This window comes from Tateyamaria sp. (assembly GCF_039940735.1).
In the GTDB taxonomy this organism is placed as follows: Bacteria; Pseudomonadota; Alphaproteobacteria; order Rhodobacterales; family Rhodobacteraceae; genus Tateyamaria.
This window is the reverse complement of the sequence record NZ_JBDVGB010000074.1, coordinates 1-17,770: the sequence shown is the minus strand read 5'-3', so window position 1 is coordinate 17,770 and position 17,770 is coordinate 1. Positions and strand designations below refer to the sequence as shown.

Here is a 17,770-nt window from a genome sequence, read left to right as displayed (position 1 = left end):
CAATCGCGCGACAATCCGCTTTTTACGGGCGTAAAGCCGCCCATACGAAGCGACCACGGATAGGATACTTGCATTTGCTTTCCCAACGCGATCACGGCGGCGGCTTGGACGCGGCAGTCTCCAAATATGGTGGTGTACGCAGTGATTGGGTTGATCTGTCGACAGGGATCAATCCTGTCCCCTACTCCGTACCGACGCTTTCCAACGATGCATGGACGGCCTTGCCTGACCAAGCCATGGCGAACGCATTAATCGATGCAGCGCGCAGGTTTTGGAACGTCCCACAGGGGGCCGATGTCCTTGCCGCGCCGGGTGCATCGGCTTTGATTGCGCAAATTCCGCGTCTTGCGCAGCTCGGCTCTGTTCAGATTGCCACGCCGACTTACAATGAACACGCTGCCAGCTTCCAAGCACATGGCTGGAGCATCAGTAACACCCCCACTGCAACGGCTCAGGTTCTGGTGCATCCCAACAACCCAGACGGACACGTGTGGAACAGTTCTGATATCACAGCACCGCTTAGTATAGTCGACGAAAGTTTTTGCGATGTGGCGCCGCATCACAGTCTGATCAACCACACGACCCGGTCTGGCACGCTTATTTTGAAAAGTTTCGGCAAGTTCTGGGGCCTTGCGGGCTTACGTCTGGGTTTCGCCGTTGGCGATCCCGACTTGATCGCCCGTTTGAAAGAAATGTTGGGACCGTGGCCCGTGTCTGGCGTTGCATTAGAAGTAGGGGCAGCTGCCTTGAACGACCTCAACTGGGCCGCACAAGCGCGTACCCGGTTGGATCAAGATGCCAAACGGCTTGATGCCATGGTCTGCAATCGTGGGGCAACGTTGCTTGGCGGCACATCCTTGTTCCGCCTGTACCAAGTCGATGATGCTGCACGGTGGCAAAACAAATTGGCCCAAGGTCACGTCTGGAGCCGCATTTTCCCATACGCTGACAATTGGATCAGACTTGGCCTGCCCGCGCCAAACGACTGGGCACAGGTCGAGGCCGCGTTGTGACGTTTGCGATCATACTTGCCATCGCCCTTTGCCTTGACGCGGTCATGGGTGAACCACGCGGGCTTTGGTCCCGGCTGCCGCACCCGGCGGTCTTGATGGGCAAAGCCGTATCCACATGTGATCGCATCCTGAACGTCGGCGCACACCGCCGCATCAAAGGCGTGTTCGCTATCGCCGCACTCGCCTGCACAGCAGCATTGGCTGGGTGGGCGTTGCAAATGTTGGGGCCGATCATCACCTTGTTGGTGGCGGCGATCCTGTTGGCCCAACGTTCCCTTGCCGATCACGTCCAGGATGTTGCAATCGGGCTACGCCAATCCGATCAAGCGGGCCGGGACGCGGTTGCCATGATCGTCAGCCGCGATGTGTCAGACTCCACGCCGTCCGCTACTGCCCGTTCGGCCATCGAAAGCTTGTCAGAGAATTTCAGCGATGGCGTGATCGCCCCCGCCTTCTGGTTTCTGTTGGCTGGTTTGCCGGGGATCGCAGTTTACAAAATGATGAACACTGCCGACAGCACCATAGGTTACCTCACGCCGCGACACGCAGAGTTCGGCTGGGCCTCGGCACGGCTGGACGACCTTTTGAATTGGATACCTGCCCGCCTGACCGCGCTTTTGATCGCCCTTGTCGGGCGCGCAGCACATCACCACCGGGCAATTCGCGCGGACGCGGGCTTGCATCGCTCGCCCAATGCCGGTTGGCCCGAAGCCGCGATGGCCTATACCATGGGCATCGCATTGGCCGGCCCGCGCAGTTATCACGGGGAAGTCAGAGACTTGGCATGGGTCAATGGCAACGGTCGGCGCGACTTAACTCCGCGCGACATTGACGCGGCGATTGCAATCGTGTGGAAAGCATGGGGGCTGACGGTCGTCGCAGCCCTTGGTCTGGGAGGATTGATATGGGCATTCTGAAACATCTAATCGGGGCCGCTGCCCTATGCGCTCTGCCCGCCTTGGCTCAGGCGCAATGTGGCGGGTCTTTTTCCAGTTTCAAGGCCGGTCTGAAATCCGAAGCCGTGGCGCGTGGCATCCCGGCCGGCACAGCCGATGCCTTTCTGGCCCCTGTACGCCAAGACAATGCCGTGTTGCGCGCTGACCGCGCACAAGGCGTGTTTCAGCGCCCCTTTATCGACTTTTCCCGCCGCTTGATTTCCCAAGGACGCATCGATTCTGGGCGCAGCAATGGGCGCAGGTTTGACGCCATTTTTGATCAGGTCGAATCCCGATATGGCGTGGATCGCAACGTTTTGTTGGCATTCTGGGCCTTCGAAACGGATTATGGCGCGTTCCAAGGTGACTTTAACACCGCCAATGCCCTAGCCACGCTCGCCCACGATTGCCGCCGTCCTGACCTTTTTCGCCCTCAAGTGTTCGCCGCAATGGAGCTGTTTGCCCGAGGCAACTTTGACCCCAACCGCACCACCGGTGCATGGGCTGGCGAAATCGGCATGGTGCAGATGCTGCCCCAAGACATCATCACAAACGGCATCGACGGGGATGGAGACGGCGCGGTAAACCTAAAAACCTCCGCCCCGGACGCGCTTATGTCTGGTGGTAAAATGCTGCAACACTTTGGCTGGCGCGCAGGCCAACCATGGATCCAAGAGGTCACAGTGCCGGCAGGCATGGACTGGTCGTTGAGCGGGCTTGGGACAAAAATGTCTGCGCAGGATTGGCAAGCGCGTGGCGTCCGACCGCGCAGCGGGTCATTGTCAAACCTACCGGCATCGTTGATTTTACCGCAAGGGCACAAAGGGCCTGCGTTTCTGGCTTATCCAAATTTCGACGTCTATTTTGAATGGAACCAGTCCTTTACTTACGTCCTAACAGCCGCATATTTCGCCACCCGTTTGAATGGTGCGCCCGTTTACAACGCAGGCAATCCTGATGCGGGGCTTGGGCCTGACAACATGAAGCGCCTGCAAACTAAACTACAAGCGCGCGGGCATAACGTCGGAAAAATTGATGGGATTTTAGGGGCGGGAACCCGCGCTGCGGTTCAGTCTGAGCAAAAACGGTTGGGTTTGGCAGCGGATGCTTGGCCGACACGGGCGTTATTGGACCGGTTGTAAAGGATTGGCCGGGCAGGCGTGATCTGACTTAGATACGGATCGGTTTCACGCCACCGCTAGCCCTCACACGCTTAGGCAACCAAGGTTTCGGCATTCTTCAAATCCACCGAAACCAACTGGCTCACGCCCTGTTCGGCCATCGTAACACCAAACAAGCGATCCATGCGGGCCATGGTGACCGCGTGGTGCGTAATGATAAGAAAGCGCGTATCGGTGCGGCGGCACATTTCGTCCAGCAAATCACAGAACCGCGTGACGTTGGCATCATCCAATGGCGCATCAACTTCGTCCAACACACAAATCGGTGCGGGGTTGGCAAGGAACACTGCAAAGATCAACGCCATCGCAGTCAACGTCTGTTCGCCCCCTGAAAGCAGGCTGAGCGTGGATAATTTCTTGCCTGGAGGCTGGCACATGATCTCAAGCCCGGCTTCCAGCGGATCATCGCTTTCGACCATGACAAGGTTCGCCTCTCCGCCACCAAACAGGTGCGTAAACAAAAGGGAGAAGTTGGAATTGACCTGTTCAAATGCGGTCAACAGACGCTCGCGCCCTTCGCGGTTCAAGCTGGCAATGCCACTGCGCAGGGTCTTGATCGCTTCCTCGAGGTCGGCTTTTTCATTGACCAACGTATCATGTTCGACCTGTACTTCTTTGGCGTCTTCCTCGGCGCGCAAGTTAACGGCGCCAAGCGCGTCACGTTGACGTTTCAGACGGTTCACATCGGCCTCAAGCGCACCGGCGGCGGGCATATCATCCGGGTTCACGTCCAAAGTCGTTAACAACTGGTTCGGCGTCATCTGTTGATCTTCGGCGATGCGTTCTGCTGCGTATGCAACGGTTTCGCGGGCAGCTTCGGCACGGGCTTCTGAGCGGGCGCGGGCCTCGCGCGCTTCAGATGCAAGCCGTTCAATGTCACGCTCTGCCGCTGTGACATTGCGCAACTGGGCCTCGCCTTCGGACAGAGTGTTCGCGGCTTCGGCTTTGCGGGCCTCGGCGTTCGAAATTTCCTGCCCCAAGGCGTCGCGTTTGGCGGCCAATTCAGCAGGTGCGGCCGAGGCCTCTTTCAACTCGACTTCGGACGTCGATTTACGGTCTTTCAATTCGGCGATACGCTTTTCCGCCGTTTCAAGACGATGCTTCCAGCCGCTGATCTCTTTGGTGATTTCTTGCGCCCGTTTGATCCGTGCCTCGCCCGTGCGGCGTAAATCATCATGTGCAGAGCGGCGGGACATCATCGTGATACGCGCAGCTTCGACCGTCATGCGTAGGTCTTCGATTTCTGCGCGGGCCGTTTCCAAATCAGGCAGCTTGGCCAATGCAGTTTCGGCCTCGCTCACGCGGGCACGGGCGGCCATCGCGTCCTCTTCGTGGCGCGTGACAGCCAGGCCCAACGATTCAAGTCGCCCTTGTGCCAAATTGCGATCGGCCTCTGCCCGGCTGAGCGCGCGCGCCGCATCGGCGACCATGCGGTCGGCTTCTCGGCGTGCGTTGCGTGCCAGTTTGTCAGCCTCGGCCAGCTCCGTCATGCGTTTGGTTAACGTCTCGTGCGCTTGGCGTGCACCATCGGCACGGGACGAAGCCCGTTCCAAGGATTGTTTCAATTCCTCTAGGCGGTTGAGCTGTTGCAGACGCAGCGCCGCCGCACTTGGCGCATCTTCGGCCCAAGCGCGGAAGCCGTCCCAACGCCACAAATCCCCCTCGGGCGATACAAGCCGTTGGCCGGGTTTCAACAAGGGTTGCAACCGCAGCGCATCATCGGAATCACACAAGCCAATCTGGCTCATACGACGATGCAGCACATCCGGCACCGACACGTGTTGCGTCAATGGCGTGATGCCGTCAGGCAAAGGTTGCACATCGCTGTAAGGCGGCAACACCGCCCAACCTGACGGGCCATCGGCATCGACCTCGGGCGCGCGCAAATCGTCGACCAACGCAGCGCCCAACGCCTTTTCAAAGCCCTGTTCGACTTGCAATCGGTCCAATATCTGGCCGCCCTCAGCCGTATCGCGTTCGACCAGTTTCGCCAAGGCGCCCGCCTCTGCGCGCAGGGCGTTCATCTCGCCCTCTGCCTCAGAGCGTTCAGCCCGCGCGTCTGCCTCGAGCGATTGGGCTTGAGCGCGGGAATCCTCTGCGGCGATCAACGTTTCATCGGCACGTAAGGCGGTGGCTTCAGCGGTGGTCGCCGCTATCTGCGCCGCCTCAAAATCTACACCGGCCTTGTCCAATGCGGCCTGACTGGTGGCGACAGCATCGCGGGCTTTGCCAGCCTCGGCTTCGGACTTCAGTTCGACCTTGCGGCTGTCTTCCAACAAGCGCTGCGCCGAACCATGACGCGCAGCAAGACGCGCGACATCTTCGGTTTTGTCCCCTTGATCCGTCTCGCGGGTTTGCAAAACCTGCCCCGCTTCACGCGATGCCTCTGCGGCATCGGCAAGCAACGTGTCATGGCCTTCGCTGGCTTTGGCGATCTCGCCTGCTTCCCATTCCAGACGCTCGATCGTTTCGCCGGCATCCCGGTTCAAGCCGCCTTCGCGGTCGATGTCGCGGGCCAATTGTGCAATGCGCTGTGTCAGCGTTTCAACGCGTTGTTCTGCCTGCGTCTCTTGATCCGATAACGTATCACGCTGCACGGCGAGGCGTTGCACAACAGCCGCCGCAATTGCATCCTCTTCACGCATGGGCGGCAAGGCGTCCTCTGCATCCTGACGGGCCTTGGCCGCCAAGCGTACCGCGCCTTCGGCCTGCGCCGTCGCTGTTGTCCGGCTGCGCAATTCATCATCTGCACCGGCACGCGCAATGTCTGCTTCGCGCCAACGACGGTACAACAACTGCCCTTCCGACATGCGCAAGTCATTGCCTATCTCGCGGTAGCGGGTCGCTTGGCGTGCCTGTCGTGCCAATTGCGACAGCTGCGCTGCCAGTTGTTCGATCACATCATCAACACGCGACAGGTTTTGTTCTGCGCCGTTCAGCTTTAATTCGGCCTCGTGACGGCGTTGGTACAGCCCTGAAATCCCGGCGGCCTCTTCCAAAATGCGGCGACGGTTCTTTGGTTTGGCGTTGATCAACTCCGCGATCTGCCCCTGTCGCACCAACGCCGGAGAATGCGACCCCGTCGAGGCATCCGCAAACAACATTTGCACATCGCGCGCGCGCACATCTTTGCCCGCAGCCTTATAGGCACTGCCCACATCACGCGTGATGCGGCGCACGATTTCCAGCATGTCCGAGTCGTTAAAACCCGCAGGGGCCAGCCGTTCGGAATTGTCGATTTGCAAAGACACTTCGGCAAAGTTGCGCGCTGGTCGTGTTGAAGCGCCCGCAAAAATGACGTCTTCCATCCCGCCGCCACGCATGGCGGTCGGGCGGTTTTCCCCCATCACCCAGCGCAACGCTTCCAAAAGGTTCGACTTACCGCACCCATTTGGCCCGACAACACCCGTCAAACCGTCCGCGATAATCAAGTCGGTCGGATCAACAAAGGATTTGAATCCCGTCAGTTTGAGTTTGGAAAAGCGCAAATTCGGCCTGCCTTGAGCGAGTCTTATCTCGAACAAGTTGGCCGTAGGGCATGGCACCTGTCAACGCCACACCCCTAGAAACAGCGTCTTTCGGCGGGTTATCCACAAGATATTGCGATCTTCCGGCTAGATCAGCTCGCAATCGAGGTCCAAAACCAATTCATTGGTTGCGGGGCTGATATAGGAATCGATCGTCAGACAATCATATTCGCCCTGAAGCTTTAGCCTGTCCACCGCTGGTCCACCTTTGCCGCAATCAAGGATACCGGTGGCGAGTGCTGCATCGCCGCGGACCTCTTTGACCTTACATCCGCTGACCACCGCCATGGCTTCCCCGGCCCGCGCGCGAATTGGACCAAGGCGCGGTGCATATTCGATGTTCGTGCGCAATGCTTCGGCCAACTCGCCGTTAACACGGACATCAAAGGTAGAACCCTCGACCGTGACAGTCGTCGCAGGCAGCCCACGGAAATGCGGACCCGCCGTATTGCAGGAGGTCAGAAAAAAGATCGCAAGCAAGGCAATTAGAATACGCATGTGCCTCACATACTGGCAGCATAGTTAATGACACCTTAACGCTAGAACGCCGGGTCAATCCTGTGGCGAAACGATTGCGCCTTGTCGCAATTGGTCATATGAAATTACCAATTCAACCATGGTGACATCATGCCTTTTCGTCCTGTCCAACCTGAAAAACTGTCCTTTGCGGTCATCCGGCAAATCGAACAGTTGATCTTGCGCGGTATTCTACGCCCCGGCGAACGCTTGCCACCTGAGCGCGAACTGGCTGAACGTATGAACGTGTCACGCCCGTCTCTGCGGGATGCCATAGGCACGCTTCAGGAAACCGGCCTTTTAACGGCGCGCCCCGGTGCAGGCGTTTTTGTTGCGGATGTGTTGGGGTCGGCCTTTGCGCCTGCGCTAACCGGGCTGTTTGCCCGCCATGACGAAGCCGTTTTTGACTACCTTAGCTTTCGCCGCGACATGGAAGGATTGGCGGCAGAACGCGCCGCCCGGTTGGGATCCGACACTGACTTGTCAGTTGTGCAAGCCGTGTTCGAAAAGATGGTGGCCGCGCACCCAAAGCGCAACAGCGACGAAGAGGCGCAATTGGATGCGCAATTTCACCTCGCCATAATCGAGGCCAGCCATAACGTCGTCATGTTGCACATGATGCGATCTATGTATCAGTTGCTGCGCGATGGAGTGTTCTACAACCGCCAAGTCATGTTCAAACAACGCACAACTCGGCAGGCCTTGCTTGACCAGCATCGCAACATCAATGACGCCTTGCAGGCCCGTGAACCCGAAGCCGCACGCGCTGCCGTACAGGCGCATCTTGATTATGTTGAACGCGCATTGATGGATCAGCAGAAAGCAGACCGAAACGAGGACATCGCCAAACAACGGTTGGATCACGAAACAGCCGGTTAAAACGCAAAACCCCGGCGCGATGGCCGGGGCATTACTAAATCGTTTCTAGTGCGAGGTTTAGTGCAGCTTGCTGTCAACCTGCGCAATCGCGTCGTCAACCAGACTGTTGGCATCCGCTGCCGTCATCTGTTTGGCGATCACGTCACGGGCTGCGGCAACAGCCACAGAAGCGGCTGTGTCACGTACTTCCTTGATGGCACTGGCTTGGGCAGATTCAATCTGATCCTCTGCCGTGGCCAGACGCCGTTCAATTGACGTTGCCAAATCCGCGCGTGCCTGTTCGGCTGCAGCTTCGGCATCGACCTTGGCTTGCGCCACGATCTTGTCTGCCTGTGCCTGCACTTCTTTGTGCTTGCGTTCATAAGAAGCCAACAAAGCTTGCGCTTCCTCGCGCAGAGCGCGTGCTTCAGACAGCTCTGACTGAATGCCAGTCGAACGCTCATCCAGCATCTTCGAGATCATGCCGGGCACTTTGAAGTAGAACAGCACTGCAATGAACAGGATAAATGCGATCAGGACGATAAAGTCCGTGTTCGCTAGGCTAAAGAACGGGCCATCGGCGGCCAGCGCAGGGCTGGCAATCAGACCAAAGGTCAGAGTGGATGTGAGGGTATTGAGACGCATGGCGCTTATCCTTTCATCCGTGCAGTGACCGCAGCGGTGATCGCTTTGGCATCGGCTTTGCCGCCCATGACAGCCACGATTTCTTTCGCAGTGTCTTTGGCGACGACTTTGATGGCATCCACGGCACCGGCGCGAATATCGGCAATTGCCTTTTCGCTTTCGGCAGCTTTGGCAGCGATGCTTGCATCGGCCTTGGCAATGGCGACATCAAGGTCAGCCTGAATTTTGGCCTTGGTTTCGCCTGCAATCCGCTGCGCTTCGGCGCGGGCATCCGCCAACGCTTGTTCATAGGCGGCTTCGGCGGCTTCGGCTTTGGATTTCAGGTCCTCGGCTGCGGCGATGTCATTTGTGATAGTCCCCTGCCGTTCGGCAAGGATGGCTGCAATGCGCGGCAAAGCCACACGCGACAGCACAAAAAAGATGGCGATCAGGGCCAGCGCCAACCAAAACACCTGGTTGTCGAACGTCCCCAAATCTAGCTGCGGCATACCGGGCGCCGCGCCTGTTGCAACTTCTGCAGCTGCATTTGTATCAGTTGCCATGTCGGTCGTTCCCCTGAGTTGACCCATCGCGTGGGCCTAAGTGGCGAGCCTTGACTGCGGGCCGTGTGATCATGTCACACCGCCCGCGCGTAAGGAATGCTGCTCAGAGTGACTTAGACAGCGAACATCAAAAGCAGAGCGACGAGGAACGAGAAGATCCCCAGAGCTTCTGCAAAGGCGATGCCGATGAACAATGTCGCTGTCTGACCGGCAGCTGCCGATGGGTTGCGCAGTGCGCCAGCGAGGAAGTTGCCAGCCACGTGGCCAACACCGATTGCGGCGGCACCTGAACCGATTGCTGCGAGGCCTGCGCCGATGTGTGCGAGTTCACCTTCCATGAGTATTCTCCTTACGATTGGAAGTTAATAAGTAGGGTGCGTGATTTCACGCACCGTCGTTCGTGATTTCGTAGTTAGTGAGCGGGGTGCAATGCATCTTTGAGATACACACACGTCAGAATGGTAAAGACATAAGCCTGAATGGCTGACACCAGAATTTCGAGACCGTAGATCGCCATGACACCAAGGATTGCCACTGGGGCAATCGCTGTGACTTGGGCGAAGCCTGCGAACACTTTCAGAACCGCGTGTCCCGCCATCATGTTGCCCGCCAAACGAATGGAGTGGCTGACAGGGCGCACGAAGTACGAAATGATTTCGATGATCGCCAAAACAGGGCGCAGCGGCAGTGGCGCGCTGGACACCCAGAACAACCCAAGGAAAGAAGCGCCGTTCTTGACAAAGCCAAGGATCGTGACGGCAAAGAACACACCAAAACCAAGGATCGCTGTGACCGCGATGTGGGATGTGGTGGTGAAGGCCATTGGGATGAGGCCAAGGAAGTTGGCGCAAAGGATGAACATGAACAGTGTCATGATGTAGGGGAAGTACTTGATCCCGTCCTTGCCTGTCACGTCTTCGACCATCTTGTAGACGAAACCGTACAACAGTTCTGCGATCGACTGACCGCGTCCGGGCACAACCGCGCGTTTGGATGTGGCCAGAACCATCAGGCCCATAACCGCCAACACAGCAATCGCCAGCCACACAGTGACGTTTGTGATTGTGTACCAGTGCACCGGATCACCGACTTCGCCAAACCAAGGTTTAACGATGAATTGATCCATCGGGTGGAATTCAAGACCGCCGCCGTGTGCTTCATCTGCCATTTGGCTCTCTCCGTCGCTCAGCCCCGTGGGGCGTCATCCTGTTCAGCCAATTCGGCCGCTTGCTTGCTTTGAACTTCGGTCGCGCTGCGCATCATTGTTTTGACACCGGCGGCGAAGCCCAGAAATATAAATACGATCATGAACCACGGAGAAGTGCCAAACAAAGCATCCAACCCGTACCCCATGCCAAACCCGATCCCTAGACCGGCCACCAATTCGATCACCATACGCCACGCCAACTGGGCCTGAGAATGATGATCCGGCGTGCGGGGTTTCGGAGCGTGGACCTCTTTGACAGCTTCCAGACGCGCATTCAGCGCCTCCATTTTGGCTTTGTCATCAGGGTCGGTCACGTGCCTTTGTCCCGTCCTTTGGATTACGTGGTGGATATGTTGGGTGGGCACATGAGTCAACGCATCTTGGGGATCATTCATTTTCCAAATAAGACTTTGTTTTAATGCATATTTATTTGAACTATGAAGATAGGGTCATGCGACAAATTACCCAAGGCGGCGCCAGATTGACCGCATTTGCTTATTCAACCGTTTGGTTGATCTTCATGGGTACGCAGCGCTCGTGTATGTTCAAGTAACCACGCCCTCACGGAACGCACCGCTTTGCGTCGACCAGCTTGCCCACTGGCAAGCAAATGGAACGAGCCCTGTCGAAACCCAACTTGCGACACCCGAACCAAGCGCCCGGCAGTCTCATCCAAATGCGTGCCGTCAGCCGCGCCAAGATACACCCCCGCGCCGTGCACTGCGGCTTCGAGCGCAAGGGCCGCCCGCATGCGCCATGGTGGGTCAGGCACGTCGACATCAAATCCAGCATGCGCCGCCCAGTCGACCCAGATATTGCTGCCCCGATCACGAAACAAAGGCACGCGCGTTAGATCTTCGGGGCGCAGTGTGTCGTCCTTGAGGTACCCCGGCGCGGCAAAAGGGTATATTGCCGCGTTGCTCAACAAGTCGGACGGTTCGTCCAAGTGTCCGGTTTTGGCGTAACGGATCGCAAGGTCCGCTTCAAAGCGATCCAAGTCGGCCAGCTCGTTCGAACCCACAAGACGCAATTCAATATCTGGAAGGTCGCGCTGAAACTTTGACAACAACGGGATCACGATCTTGGCGGCAAATAATGGCTCACTGTTCACGACCACGCGCCCGGCGGGTGCGTCAGTTAATCCCTCGGTCGCCTCGCTAATCACATCCAAAGCGGGTGTTATGCGCGTAAGGTAATGCCCGCCTTCGGCTGTGAGGGCCACCCCGCGAGACGCATCGCGAAACAGATGCACACCCAGCCGCGCCTCTAATCCGCGAACATGGCGGCTGATTGCCGAATGGCTGACCCCAAGTTCTTCGGCGGCACGGCTAAAGCTCTCGTGGCGTGCAGCGGCTTCAAAGGCGCGCAAGGCATTGAGTGGTGGTAACGTGCGGGACATGGGGTACTTGTGCCATTTACGCACAAGAGATGTCAAAGAACTCTGTTTGTGGTGTTCCCAGACGTCAGGCAAATTGCACTTACACCCCCCGAATTACGAGGCAGTCATGCAACTAACACGCTATAACGCGCTTTTGCGCGCACGATATATCTGTGCTAAAATTTCGCAATATTTTCGCCGTAAACCTACGATCAAGGGAACAGCCTTGCCGCCTTTAACCCCGCACATCGCGCGCGATATTGGTCTTTGCCCCGGCGATCAGGAACGGCTGCGGCACCGTTGGCCATCGCAAAGCACGCAGCATCCCTATCTCTGACCACTTTTCACCACGCGATACACCGCTTATGGGTAAGCATGGCTGATCCGATTGATACCGTCTTTTCTGCATTGGCAGACCCGACCCGTCGGGCCATTCTGTCGATGTTGCTTGAGGATGATATGGCTGTGACCGACGTGGCCGAGCCTTTCGCAATGTCGCTGGCTGCGATTTCAAAACACCTAACAATCCTGACTCGTGCCGGTTTGATCAGTCAGGAAAAGCGTGGGCGCGTGAAATGGTGCAAGCTGCAACCCGACGCGATGCGTGCCACAAGCGTGTGGATGCAGAGTTTTGGGCAATTCGAACCTGTGAATCTGGATGCGTTTGAACGTTTTTTGGCCGCCGAACTGCCCGATGGAACCGCGCGGTGATGAAATTCACCGACACATTGCCTGAACCGCGCATCCGAGTGGTCCGAGGTGCCGTGATCGTTCCGGAAACCGGAACGCCCGATCTTGCGCATGGCGTCTTTGATGCGCGCGCAAACTTTTTACCCCTTTCTAAAGCGCGATTATCGCGTGATCGGATCAGCGGCGTCCCTGCCTATGCCGAACCAACCACCCGCTTGCGCGGCACCTATCTTTATGCCGGGTTCGGGCATCACCACTTTGGTCACTTTATTCTGGAAAGCCTGGCACGTGTCTGGGCACTAAGCGCAAGTGACATTGTTCCCGACGGCTTGCTGATGCCCGCGCGTCATGGGCTAAGTTTGGGTCCGCCCCTACCGCCGCGCCTTGCACCTGCGGCGGCCCGTTTTTGCGGGGATTTGCCCTTTCATATCATCAAAGAACCCACGCGCGTAGACCGCCTTATCCTGCCCTCACCGGGGTTTGGGCACGGGCCATGGTTGAACGGCACAAAGGCCTTTCACGATCATATGCGCAACCGCCTTGCCGATATCTCCGTCGATGGCGCGGAACGTCTTTATTTGTCGCGCCGCGAGCTGCGTTTGGCTGACAAACATGTCGACCGCGAAGATGAAATCATCGAGATGATGAAACAGGCAGGTTACCTCATTTTCGAACCTCAGGCCTTCCATCTTGATATCCAACTTGGTGTGATGCGTGCGGCGCGTCAAATCGTGGGGGCCGACGGGACTGCGTTTCACCTTGCGCCACTTGCCATGCGACGGGACGCGCAGGCCGCAATTTATCTGCGCCGCAACCGGCCCGAAATGTTGGACTATCTTGCGCGACAGATGGAAGGCTTTGCCGGGGTCACACCGTTGAAAATCGACGCACGCCGTCGGCCGCTTTCCAAGATCACACCTGCCCCCATCGACATGGACGTGCTGCGCGGCGCGCTGCAAAAGGGTGGCTTTCTTTAAGCGGCCACATCGTCATCGCGCAACAGCATCGCCAGGGCGATCACCGTCATCGCAATTCCAACAAACACCAGCGCAGGCGGCACACCGTTGCCCAGCACGAATTCCCATCCGATCACCCAACTTGGGGTCAGGTAGGTATAGGCCATGACCTTGGCGCTTGGCAGGTGCAGGGTGGCGAACTGCAAAAGCACAAAAGTCGCCGACGACGCAAACACCGAAATATAGACCAACGTGATCCAAACAATGGGGGGCAATGCGGACCAATCCGTTGCGACGATGTCCCGCCATCCATAGATGACCAGCAGAACGGCACCAGCCACCAACATCCCAAAGGTGAACACCACCGCAGGCTCGCCCCGGTTCAGTTTGCGCACCAAGGGTGTGTAGAATGCGTGTGCCGCACAGCCAACAAAAAACAGGATCTCCCCATGCCCAACCTGAAAGGCAAGCAAGGCGGACAGATCTGCGCGAAAGATCACCCACAAGGCACCTGCCCCGCCAATCGCCAACGCCAGTCCCATGTGTGGGGTCGTGATCTGACGCAACAGCAGCCACCCAAACAGGCCCGACATTAACGGGGTCAGCGTGAACACCGCCGCCATGCTGACCGGCGCTGCTGTTTTAAGCCCCTCAAACATCAGCACGAAATAGATGACGAACAATCCGCCAAGCAAAAGATAGCGCCACGGTGCACGCAGGGCCGCCCGTGTCATCCCACCCGTCGCCAGAACGGCCGCGCCGATGATGCAAGACGCCAAGACAAAGCGCGCCGCATTCAAGGCCGTTGGCGAAATTTCATTCGCCGCCAACGATCCCAACGAGAACGACCCCGCCACCAACGCCGAAAAGGTCAACATCGCCGCGTGGCCACGCAGTCGCGGAGTCATTGGCCAGCCCGAACCATCACAGGACTTTCCAGTCCTTGGACCGTTCCTTGAGGAAACTCAGAAACGCTTGCACCTTGTTTGTGCGGTGCAGGTCCACATGCGTCACCAACCACAAAGGCGAGGACCAGTCTTCGCTTGGATCCATGATTTCGACGAGGTTTGGATTGGCGCGTGCTTCGATCACTGGCAGGAATCCAACACCGGCCCCAGCCGTTACCGCCTGTTCTAACGCACGCACATCGGTCGAGCGGAACGTGATTTGGTCTTCGCTCACATGAGAGCGCAGCCACTTGTTGAACGGGGCCCGGCTGTCGGCGGCATCATGGCAAACGAAACGGTGCCCGCTGGTGTCGCCTGACAGATCGGGGTGCCCGTATTCTTTGATATAGTCTTTGGTGGCATAAAGCCCGACCGTCAAACGCACAAATGGTTGCACCACATTGTCGGGCTGGTTCGGCACAGTGCCTGCCCGGATGGCCACATGGGCCTCGCCATATTCAAGTCGAAAAAGCCGGTCACCCGTCAAGTACCGCACCACAACGTCAGGGTGTTCTTGTTGAAACGCCGTCAACACGGGGGCCAAACGCGGCGCCATACTCACCAGCGATGTCACAACCAAATCACCCGACACTTCTGTGCCGCGGCCTTTGATGCGCCCGACAAGTTGGCTGAATTGGTCGTCGGTAGCCTGAGCAACCCGAAACAGATCATCGCCGGCCTCGGTCGCGGTGTATCCGCGTGCGTGGCGTTGAAATAACTTGACCGCAAGACGCCCCTCAAGCGCGTCAATATGGCGGATCACCGTAGCATGGTGGACCCCCAGTACTTCGGCCGCGCCGCTCACCGTTCCCATTCGGGCCACTTGATAAGCAGTTTTGATTTCGTCCCAATTGTCCATGACGGCCCCTTATCTGCAATTCTCAACAGATTCACCCAATATTCGCGAAGTACGTTCGAATTTGCAAGAGCACCAGCGCCCGCGTGCCCCCCGCGCACCCATTGTGACCGCATCCTAGGTCAGCTACATCCCCACGACCTTACCCCCAAGCCAAAGGCCGCACCATGTCCGACGATGACGACTCATATGTCTATGACGAAGCCAGCGGCGAATGGCGTCCAGCATCAGAAATGGCCGCATTGGCACAGCCCCAAGTGCGCGACAGTGCAGGCAACTTGCTGAGCGACGGGGACCAAGTCACCTTGATCAAAGACCTCAAGGTTAAAGGTGCGGGGCAGACCTTGAAACAAGGGACGCTGATCAAGTCCATTCGCCTAACAAACAATGTGGACGAAATTGATTGTCGTCACAGCAGCATCAAGGGCCTCGTGTTGCGTACCGAATTTGTGCGCAAGCGTTGAGCACTTCTTTCCCGGCTGACGCACCTATCACAGTTGCCGTCGATAGTGCCTCAGTTTGAAAGTCATCTTCGAGCCCACTTTACCGATTTTCTGCTGTGCAGCTAAAGTCAGCTTTCGGGAAGTGGATGAAATTACAGCCACAATTCTTCCCTATTTTGTAGCCATACAGCCCTAAGGTGGAACAACTTGAGGCAAACCAGTCATGACAAAGCAATTACCGTTCATTTTGATATGCGCGACCGCCGTGATCATTATTGTTGCGCTGATATCCACAATCGGGTTTCAAAACACCGTCGGTGCGTTTGGTGTCATTTTTGTTGGCTTTTGCTGGTGGAAAGGCAAAAGCGTGAACGCGATGGCCGCCCAAGCAGGAAGCAAAATCGGTTCCGCCAAAAGGACTGTTGCCCCTTCCGAGAGTTATGATTTTGAATTCCCAAAGGCAGACCCCGATAACCCTCCAATGCGTGAACACGCGGTCTTTATGTATAAACAGCCGCGCAGTGATGGCGATGTAACAAAAGGCGGCACCAGTTGGATGGGTGGCTTGCCAGCATTGGGCGATGTGCAATGGCCCCATGACGCGGCCGGGCAAGCAATGCACCATGTTATGCAAATTGACCTAAGCGATGCAGGGCTTTTCCTGAATGTAAGAGGCCTACCAATGCTGGGCAGTATCGCAGTTTTTGTGGCGCTGGGAGAAGACTCGAGAAAATTCGAAACGAAGGTGCTTTATGTAAAAGAACCGCGCGGTGAAACAGCCCGACCCGAGACATTGATTCCGATCGGCAATCATAGTTTTGGTGGCCCAAGCATTCATACGACTGACCCGGACTCACGCACAGTTCTACCGCGCTGGACTGTTGATTTGGTTCAACTCACACTTGATAGTTATATCGCCCCTAACGATGGTAAGACCCTTAAACAAGAACTCTCAGCTATTAGACCGCTGGGCACTGGTAAGAATGTCAGCACGTTTAACTTTGTTGATGATCTTCCCAACGGCCAAGATCCGTCTTATTGGCACAGCGCCCAGATTTTTGCAGACTCGCTTAGCAAAGCGGCACGTCGTGGCGCAAGCCTGACTGCCGACGACCGCGCGCAGATCTTGGGCGATATCAATGATTGGGACGAGCTGGTGCAAAACATGGAAACGCTGGCGGCGGACATGGCAATATGGGCGTCGACCCATAGTCCGTGGGACGTGATGTCGCCCGTTGATCTTGCTCTGTTCAAAGAGCAATTCACCCCGTTTGAAGATGGACGGCAAAAGTCAGCAATGGCTCGCATCTATCATAGCATGCCTGGAAGTTTCGGTTTTTTAACGAAGTTGGCTGATGCAACACTCAAGGAAATGGTTCGTGGCCCTGATGAAGTGTTTCGACTGTTGCCCGAGCCGATCCAACAGGCGACGGATAAAGATCATCTAACGTCTCGTTTACCACATCAGATGTTTGGCCCCCCAAGTTGGATTCAAGACGGTCCTGCTTTTCATGAAGCCGACCATCTACTCCTTCAAATTGTGGATGATAGCGTGATTGGGCTCGAACTTTCCGGCGGTCACATTCAGGTTTGGATATCCCCCGACGATCTGGCTGCTCAAAACTGGGATGGGATTAAATCGTACTTCGAGTGCAGCTAAACTCAGCACCTCCAAACACCCCCTTGGTTTTCCAAGAAGACATTGGACGAGAAGGCCCGAACGGCTGCTTTGTCCGGCCTTATGTATCAAACGCACCAAGATTTACTCAATAATATCAGCTAGATTCCTCGCATGGAACACACGATATTCGGACTGATCAAAAAACGTGGCGAAATAGCAGGCCAGCACAAGGTTGCCCTAAAGGCCGCTGATGACCTCAAGGCCGATCTGGACGCCATAGACCGCGCACTGGTGCTGTGTGGCTACGAGGACGACCCCAAGGGCATAGCGCCTCGTGGGAAGTACAAGCAGCTATTCGGGCGCAATGAGTTAAAGCTAACAGTCATCAACGCACTGCGGTCTGCGCCTGCGGATGATGAGACGATAGCGGCGCAAATTATCGCGGCTAAGGGCTG

19 protein-coding genes are annotated in these 17,770 nt (G+C 56.9%); 9 read left to right on the top strand and 10 right to left on the bottom strand.

Annotation, left to right across the window (positions count from 1 at the left end; genetic code table 11):
* Window positions 1-74 precede the first annotated feature (74 nt).
* The 3 genes from ABJF76_RS16020 to ABJF76_RS16010 are packed head-to-tail and all read left to right on the top strand — an operon-like array spanning window position 75 to window position 3,090.
* Complete coding sequence (locus ABJF76_RS16020) at window positions 75-1,013, top strand: threonine-phosphate decarboxylase (protein ID WP_413820491.1); 939 nt, start codon at window positions 75-77, stop codon at window positions 1,011-1,013.
* Window positions 1,010-1,930, top strand: a complete 921-nt coding sequence (gene cbiB / locus ABJF76_RS16015) for an adenosylcobinamide-phosphate synthase CbiB (protein WP_413820420.1) — start codon at window positions 1,010-1,012, stop codon at window positions 1,928-1,930. Before ABJF76_RS16020 ends, cbiB begins: the two co-directional genes overlap by 4 nt.
* On the top strand, window positions 1,918-3,090 hold the full coding sequence (locus ABJF76_RS16010) for a lytic murein transglycosylase (RefSeq protein WP_413820419.1): 1,173 nt from the start codon (window positions 1,918-1,920) through the stop codon (window positions 3,088-3,090). The genes cbiB and ABJF76_RS16010 overlap by 13 nt, the downstream gene beginning before the upstream one ends.
* 71 nt (window positions 3,091-3,161) lie before the next feature.
* On the opposite strand, the gene smc is transcribed toward ABJF76_RS16010, so the two are convergent.
* Window positions 3,162-6,617 (bottom strand): chromosome segregation protein SMC, encoded by a 3,456-nt coding sequence (smc, locus tag ABJF76_RS16005; RefSeq protein WP_413820418.1) that lies wholly within the window; start codon window positions 6,615-6,617, stop codon window positions 3,162-3,164.
* Between the two features lie 126 nt (window positions 6,618-6,743).
* On the bottom strand, window positions 6,744-7,154 hold the full coding sequence (locus ABJF76_RS16000; protein WP_413820417.1) for a hypothetical protein: 411 nt from the start codon (window positions 7,152-7,154) through the stop codon (window positions 6,744-6,746).
* Window positions 7,155-7,283: 129 nt separating this feature from the next.
* Here ABJF76_RS16000 and ABJF76_RS15995 point away from each other — a divergent pair, with 129 nt between their 5' ends.
* The gene (locus tag ABJF76_RS15995) at window positions 7,284-8,051 is read left to right on the top strand and encodes a FadR/GntR family transcriptional regulator (protein ID WP_413820416.1); all 768 of its coding nucleotides are present in this window, start codon (window positions 7,284-7,286) and stop codon (window positions 8,049-8,051) included.
* Between the two features lie 57 nt (window positions 8,052-8,108).
* On the opposite strand, the gene ABJF76_RS15990 is transcribed toward ABJF76_RS15995, so the two are convergent.
* From ABJF76_RS15990 to ABJF76_RS15965, 6 genes are all read right to left on the bottom strand, one after another.
* On the bottom strand, window positions 8,109-8,675 hold the full coding sequence (locus ABJF76_RS15990) for a F0F1 ATP synthase subunit B (protein WP_413820415.1): 567 nt from the start codon (window positions 8,673-8,675) through the stop codon (window positions 8,109-8,111).
* A gap of 5 nt (window positions 8,676-8,680) precedes the next feature.
* A complete protein-coding gene (locus ABJF76_RS15985; protein ID WP_413820414.1) occupies window positions 8,681-9,217 on the bottom strand; it encodes a F0F1 ATP synthase subunit B' in 537 nt (178 codons plus the stop codon).
* A gap of 113 nt (window positions 9,218-9,330) precedes the next feature.
* Complete coding sequence (locus ABJF76_RS15980) at window positions 9,331-9,555, bottom strand: F0F1 ATP synthase subunit C (protein ID WP_015496525.1); 225 nt, start codon at window positions 9,553-9,555, stop codon at window positions 9,331-9,333.
* A 74-nt stretch (window positions 9,556-9,629) separates the two neighbouring features.
* Window positions 9,630-10,385, bottom strand: a complete 756-nt coding sequence (locus ABJF76_RS15975; RefSeq protein ID WP_413820413.1) for a F0F1 ATP synthase subunit A — start codon at window positions 10,383-10,385, stop codon at window positions 9,630-9,632.
* 17 nt (window positions 10,386-10,402) lie between these two features.
* On the bottom strand, window positions 10,403-10,738 hold the full coding sequence (locus tag ABJF76_RS15970) for an AtpZ/AtpI family protein (RefSeq protein WP_413820412.1): 336 nt from the start codon (window positions 10,736-10,738) through the stop codon (window positions 10,403-10,405).
* Window positions 10,739-10,923: 185 nt separating this feature from the next.
* Window positions 10,924-11,823 carry a LysR family transcriptional regulator gene (locus tag ABJF76_RS15965; RefSeq protein WP_413820411.1) on the bottom strand — a complete coding sequence of 300 codons (900 nt, stop codon included), beginning with the start codon at window positions 11,821-11,823 and terminating at the stop codon, window positions 10,924-10,926.
* A 354-nt stretch (window positions 11,824-12,177) separates the two neighbouring features.
* Between ABJF76_RS15965 and ABJF76_RS15960 the strand changes: the two genes are divergently transcribed.
* Window positions 12,178-12,513 carry an ArsR/SmtB family transcription factor gene (locus ABJF76_RS15960; protein ID WP_413820410.1) on the top strand — a complete coding sequence of 112 codons (336 nt, stop codon included), beginning with the start codon at window positions 12,178-12,180 and terminating at the stop codon, window positions 12,511-12,513.
* A complete protein-coding gene (locus ABJF76_RS15955; protein ID WP_413820490.1) occupies window positions 12,513-13,469 on the top strand; it encodes a glycosyltransferase 61 family protein in 957 nt (318 codons plus the stop codon). Before ABJF76_RS15960 ends, ABJF76_RS15955 begins: the two co-directional genes overlap by 1 nt.
* Here ABJF76_RS15955 and ABJF76_RS15950 read toward each other — a convergent pair.
* Both ABJF76_RS15950 and ABJF76_RS15945 read right to left on the bottom strand, forming a co-directional pair.
* Window positions 13,466-14,356: a DMT family transporter gene (locus ABJF76_RS15950; RefSeq protein ID WP_413820409.1), complete on the bottom strand. Its 891-nt coding sequence runs from the start codon at window positions 14,354-14,356 to the stop codon at window positions 13,466-13,468. The two genes, ABJF76_RS15955 and ABJF76_RS15950, sit on opposite strands and share 4 nt — an antisense overlap.
* A gap of 16 nt (window positions 14,357-14,372) precedes the next feature.
* Window positions 14,373-15,254 carry a LysR family transcriptional regulator gene (locus ABJF76_RS15945; protein WP_413820408.1) on the bottom strand — a complete coding sequence of 294 codons (882 nt, stop codon included), beginning with the start codon at window positions 15,252-15,254 and terminating at the stop codon, window positions 14,373-14,375.
* Window positions 15,255-15,418: 164 nt separating this feature from the next.
* Between ABJF76_RS15945 and ABJF76_RS15940 the strand changes: the two genes are divergently transcribed.
* The 3 genes from ABJF76_RS15940 to ABJF76_RS15930 all read left to right on the top strand — a co-directional run.
* The gene (locus ABJF76_RS15940; protein ID WP_413820407.1) at window positions 15,419-15,715 is read left to right on the top strand and encodes an alkylphosphonate utilization protein; all 297 of its coding nucleotides are present in this window, start codon (window positions 15,419-15,421) and stop codon (window positions 15,713-15,715) included.
* Window positions 15,716-16,061: 346 nt separating this feature from the next.
* Complete coding sequence (locus ABJF76_RS15935) at window positions 16,062-17,354, top strand: DUF1963 domain-containing protein (RefSeq protein WP_413820406.1); 1,293 nt, start codon at window positions 16,062-16,064, stop codon at window positions 17,352-17,354.
* Between the two features lie 132 nt (window positions 17,355-17,486).
* On the top strand, window positions 17,487-17,770 hold a 284-nt coding region (locus tag ABJF76_RS15930), incomplete at its 3' end, for a hypothetical protein (protein WP_413822614.1).

Coding starts and splice junctions, on each gene's coding strand:
- ABJF76_RS15990 (WP_413820415.1), bottom strand. CDS start 8,675: ATGCGTCTCAATACCCTCACATCCACTCTGACCTTTGGTCTGATTGCC.
- ABJF76_RS16010 (WP_413820419.1), top strand. CDS start 1,918: ATGGGCATTCTGAAACATCTAATCGGGGCCGCTGCCCTATGCGCTCTG.
- ABJF76_RS15965 (WP_413820411.1), bottom strand. CDS start 11,823: ATGTCCCGCACGTTACCACCACTCAATGCCTTGCGCGCCTTTGAAGCC.
- ABJF76_RS15950 (WP_413820409.1), bottom strand. CDS start 14,356: ATGACTCCGCGACTGCGTGGCCACGCGGCGATGTTGACCTTTTCGGCG.
- ABJF76_RS16000 (WP_413820417.1), bottom strand. CDS start 7,154: ATGCGTATTCTAATTGCCTTGCTTGCGATCTTTTTTCTGACCTCCTGC.
- ABJF76_RS15985 (WP_413820414.1), bottom strand. CDS start 9,217: ATGGCAACTGATACAAATGCAGCTGCAGAAGTTGCAACAGGCGCGGCG.
- ABJF76_RS15960 (WP_413820410.1), top strand. CDS start 12,178: ATGGCTGATCCGATTGATACCGTCTTTTCTGCATTGGCAGACCCGACC.
- ABJF76_RS15975 (WP_413820413.1), bottom strand. CDS start 10,385: ATGGCAGATGAAGCACACGGCGGCGGTCTTGAATTCCACCCGATGGAT.
- ABJF76_RS15945 (WP_413820408.1), bottom strand. CDS start 15,254: ATGGACAATTGGGACGAAATCAAAACTGCTTATCAAGTGGCCCGAATG.
- ABJF76_RS15980 (WP_015496525.1), bottom strand. CDS start 9,555: ATGGAAGGTGAACTCGCACACATCGGCGCAGGCCTCGCAGCAATCGGT.
- ABJF76_RS15940 (WP_413820407.1), top strand. CDS start 15,419: ATGTCCGACGATGACGACTCATATGTCTATGACGAAGCCAGCGGCGAA.
- ABJF76_RS15995 (WP_413820416.1), top strand. CDS start 7,284: ATGCCTTTTCGTCCTGTCCAACCTGAAAAACTGTCCTTTGCGGTCATC.
- ABJF76_RS15955 (WP_413820490.1), top strand. CDS start 12,513: ATGAAATTCACCGACACATTGCCTGAACCGCGCATCCGAGTGGTCCGA.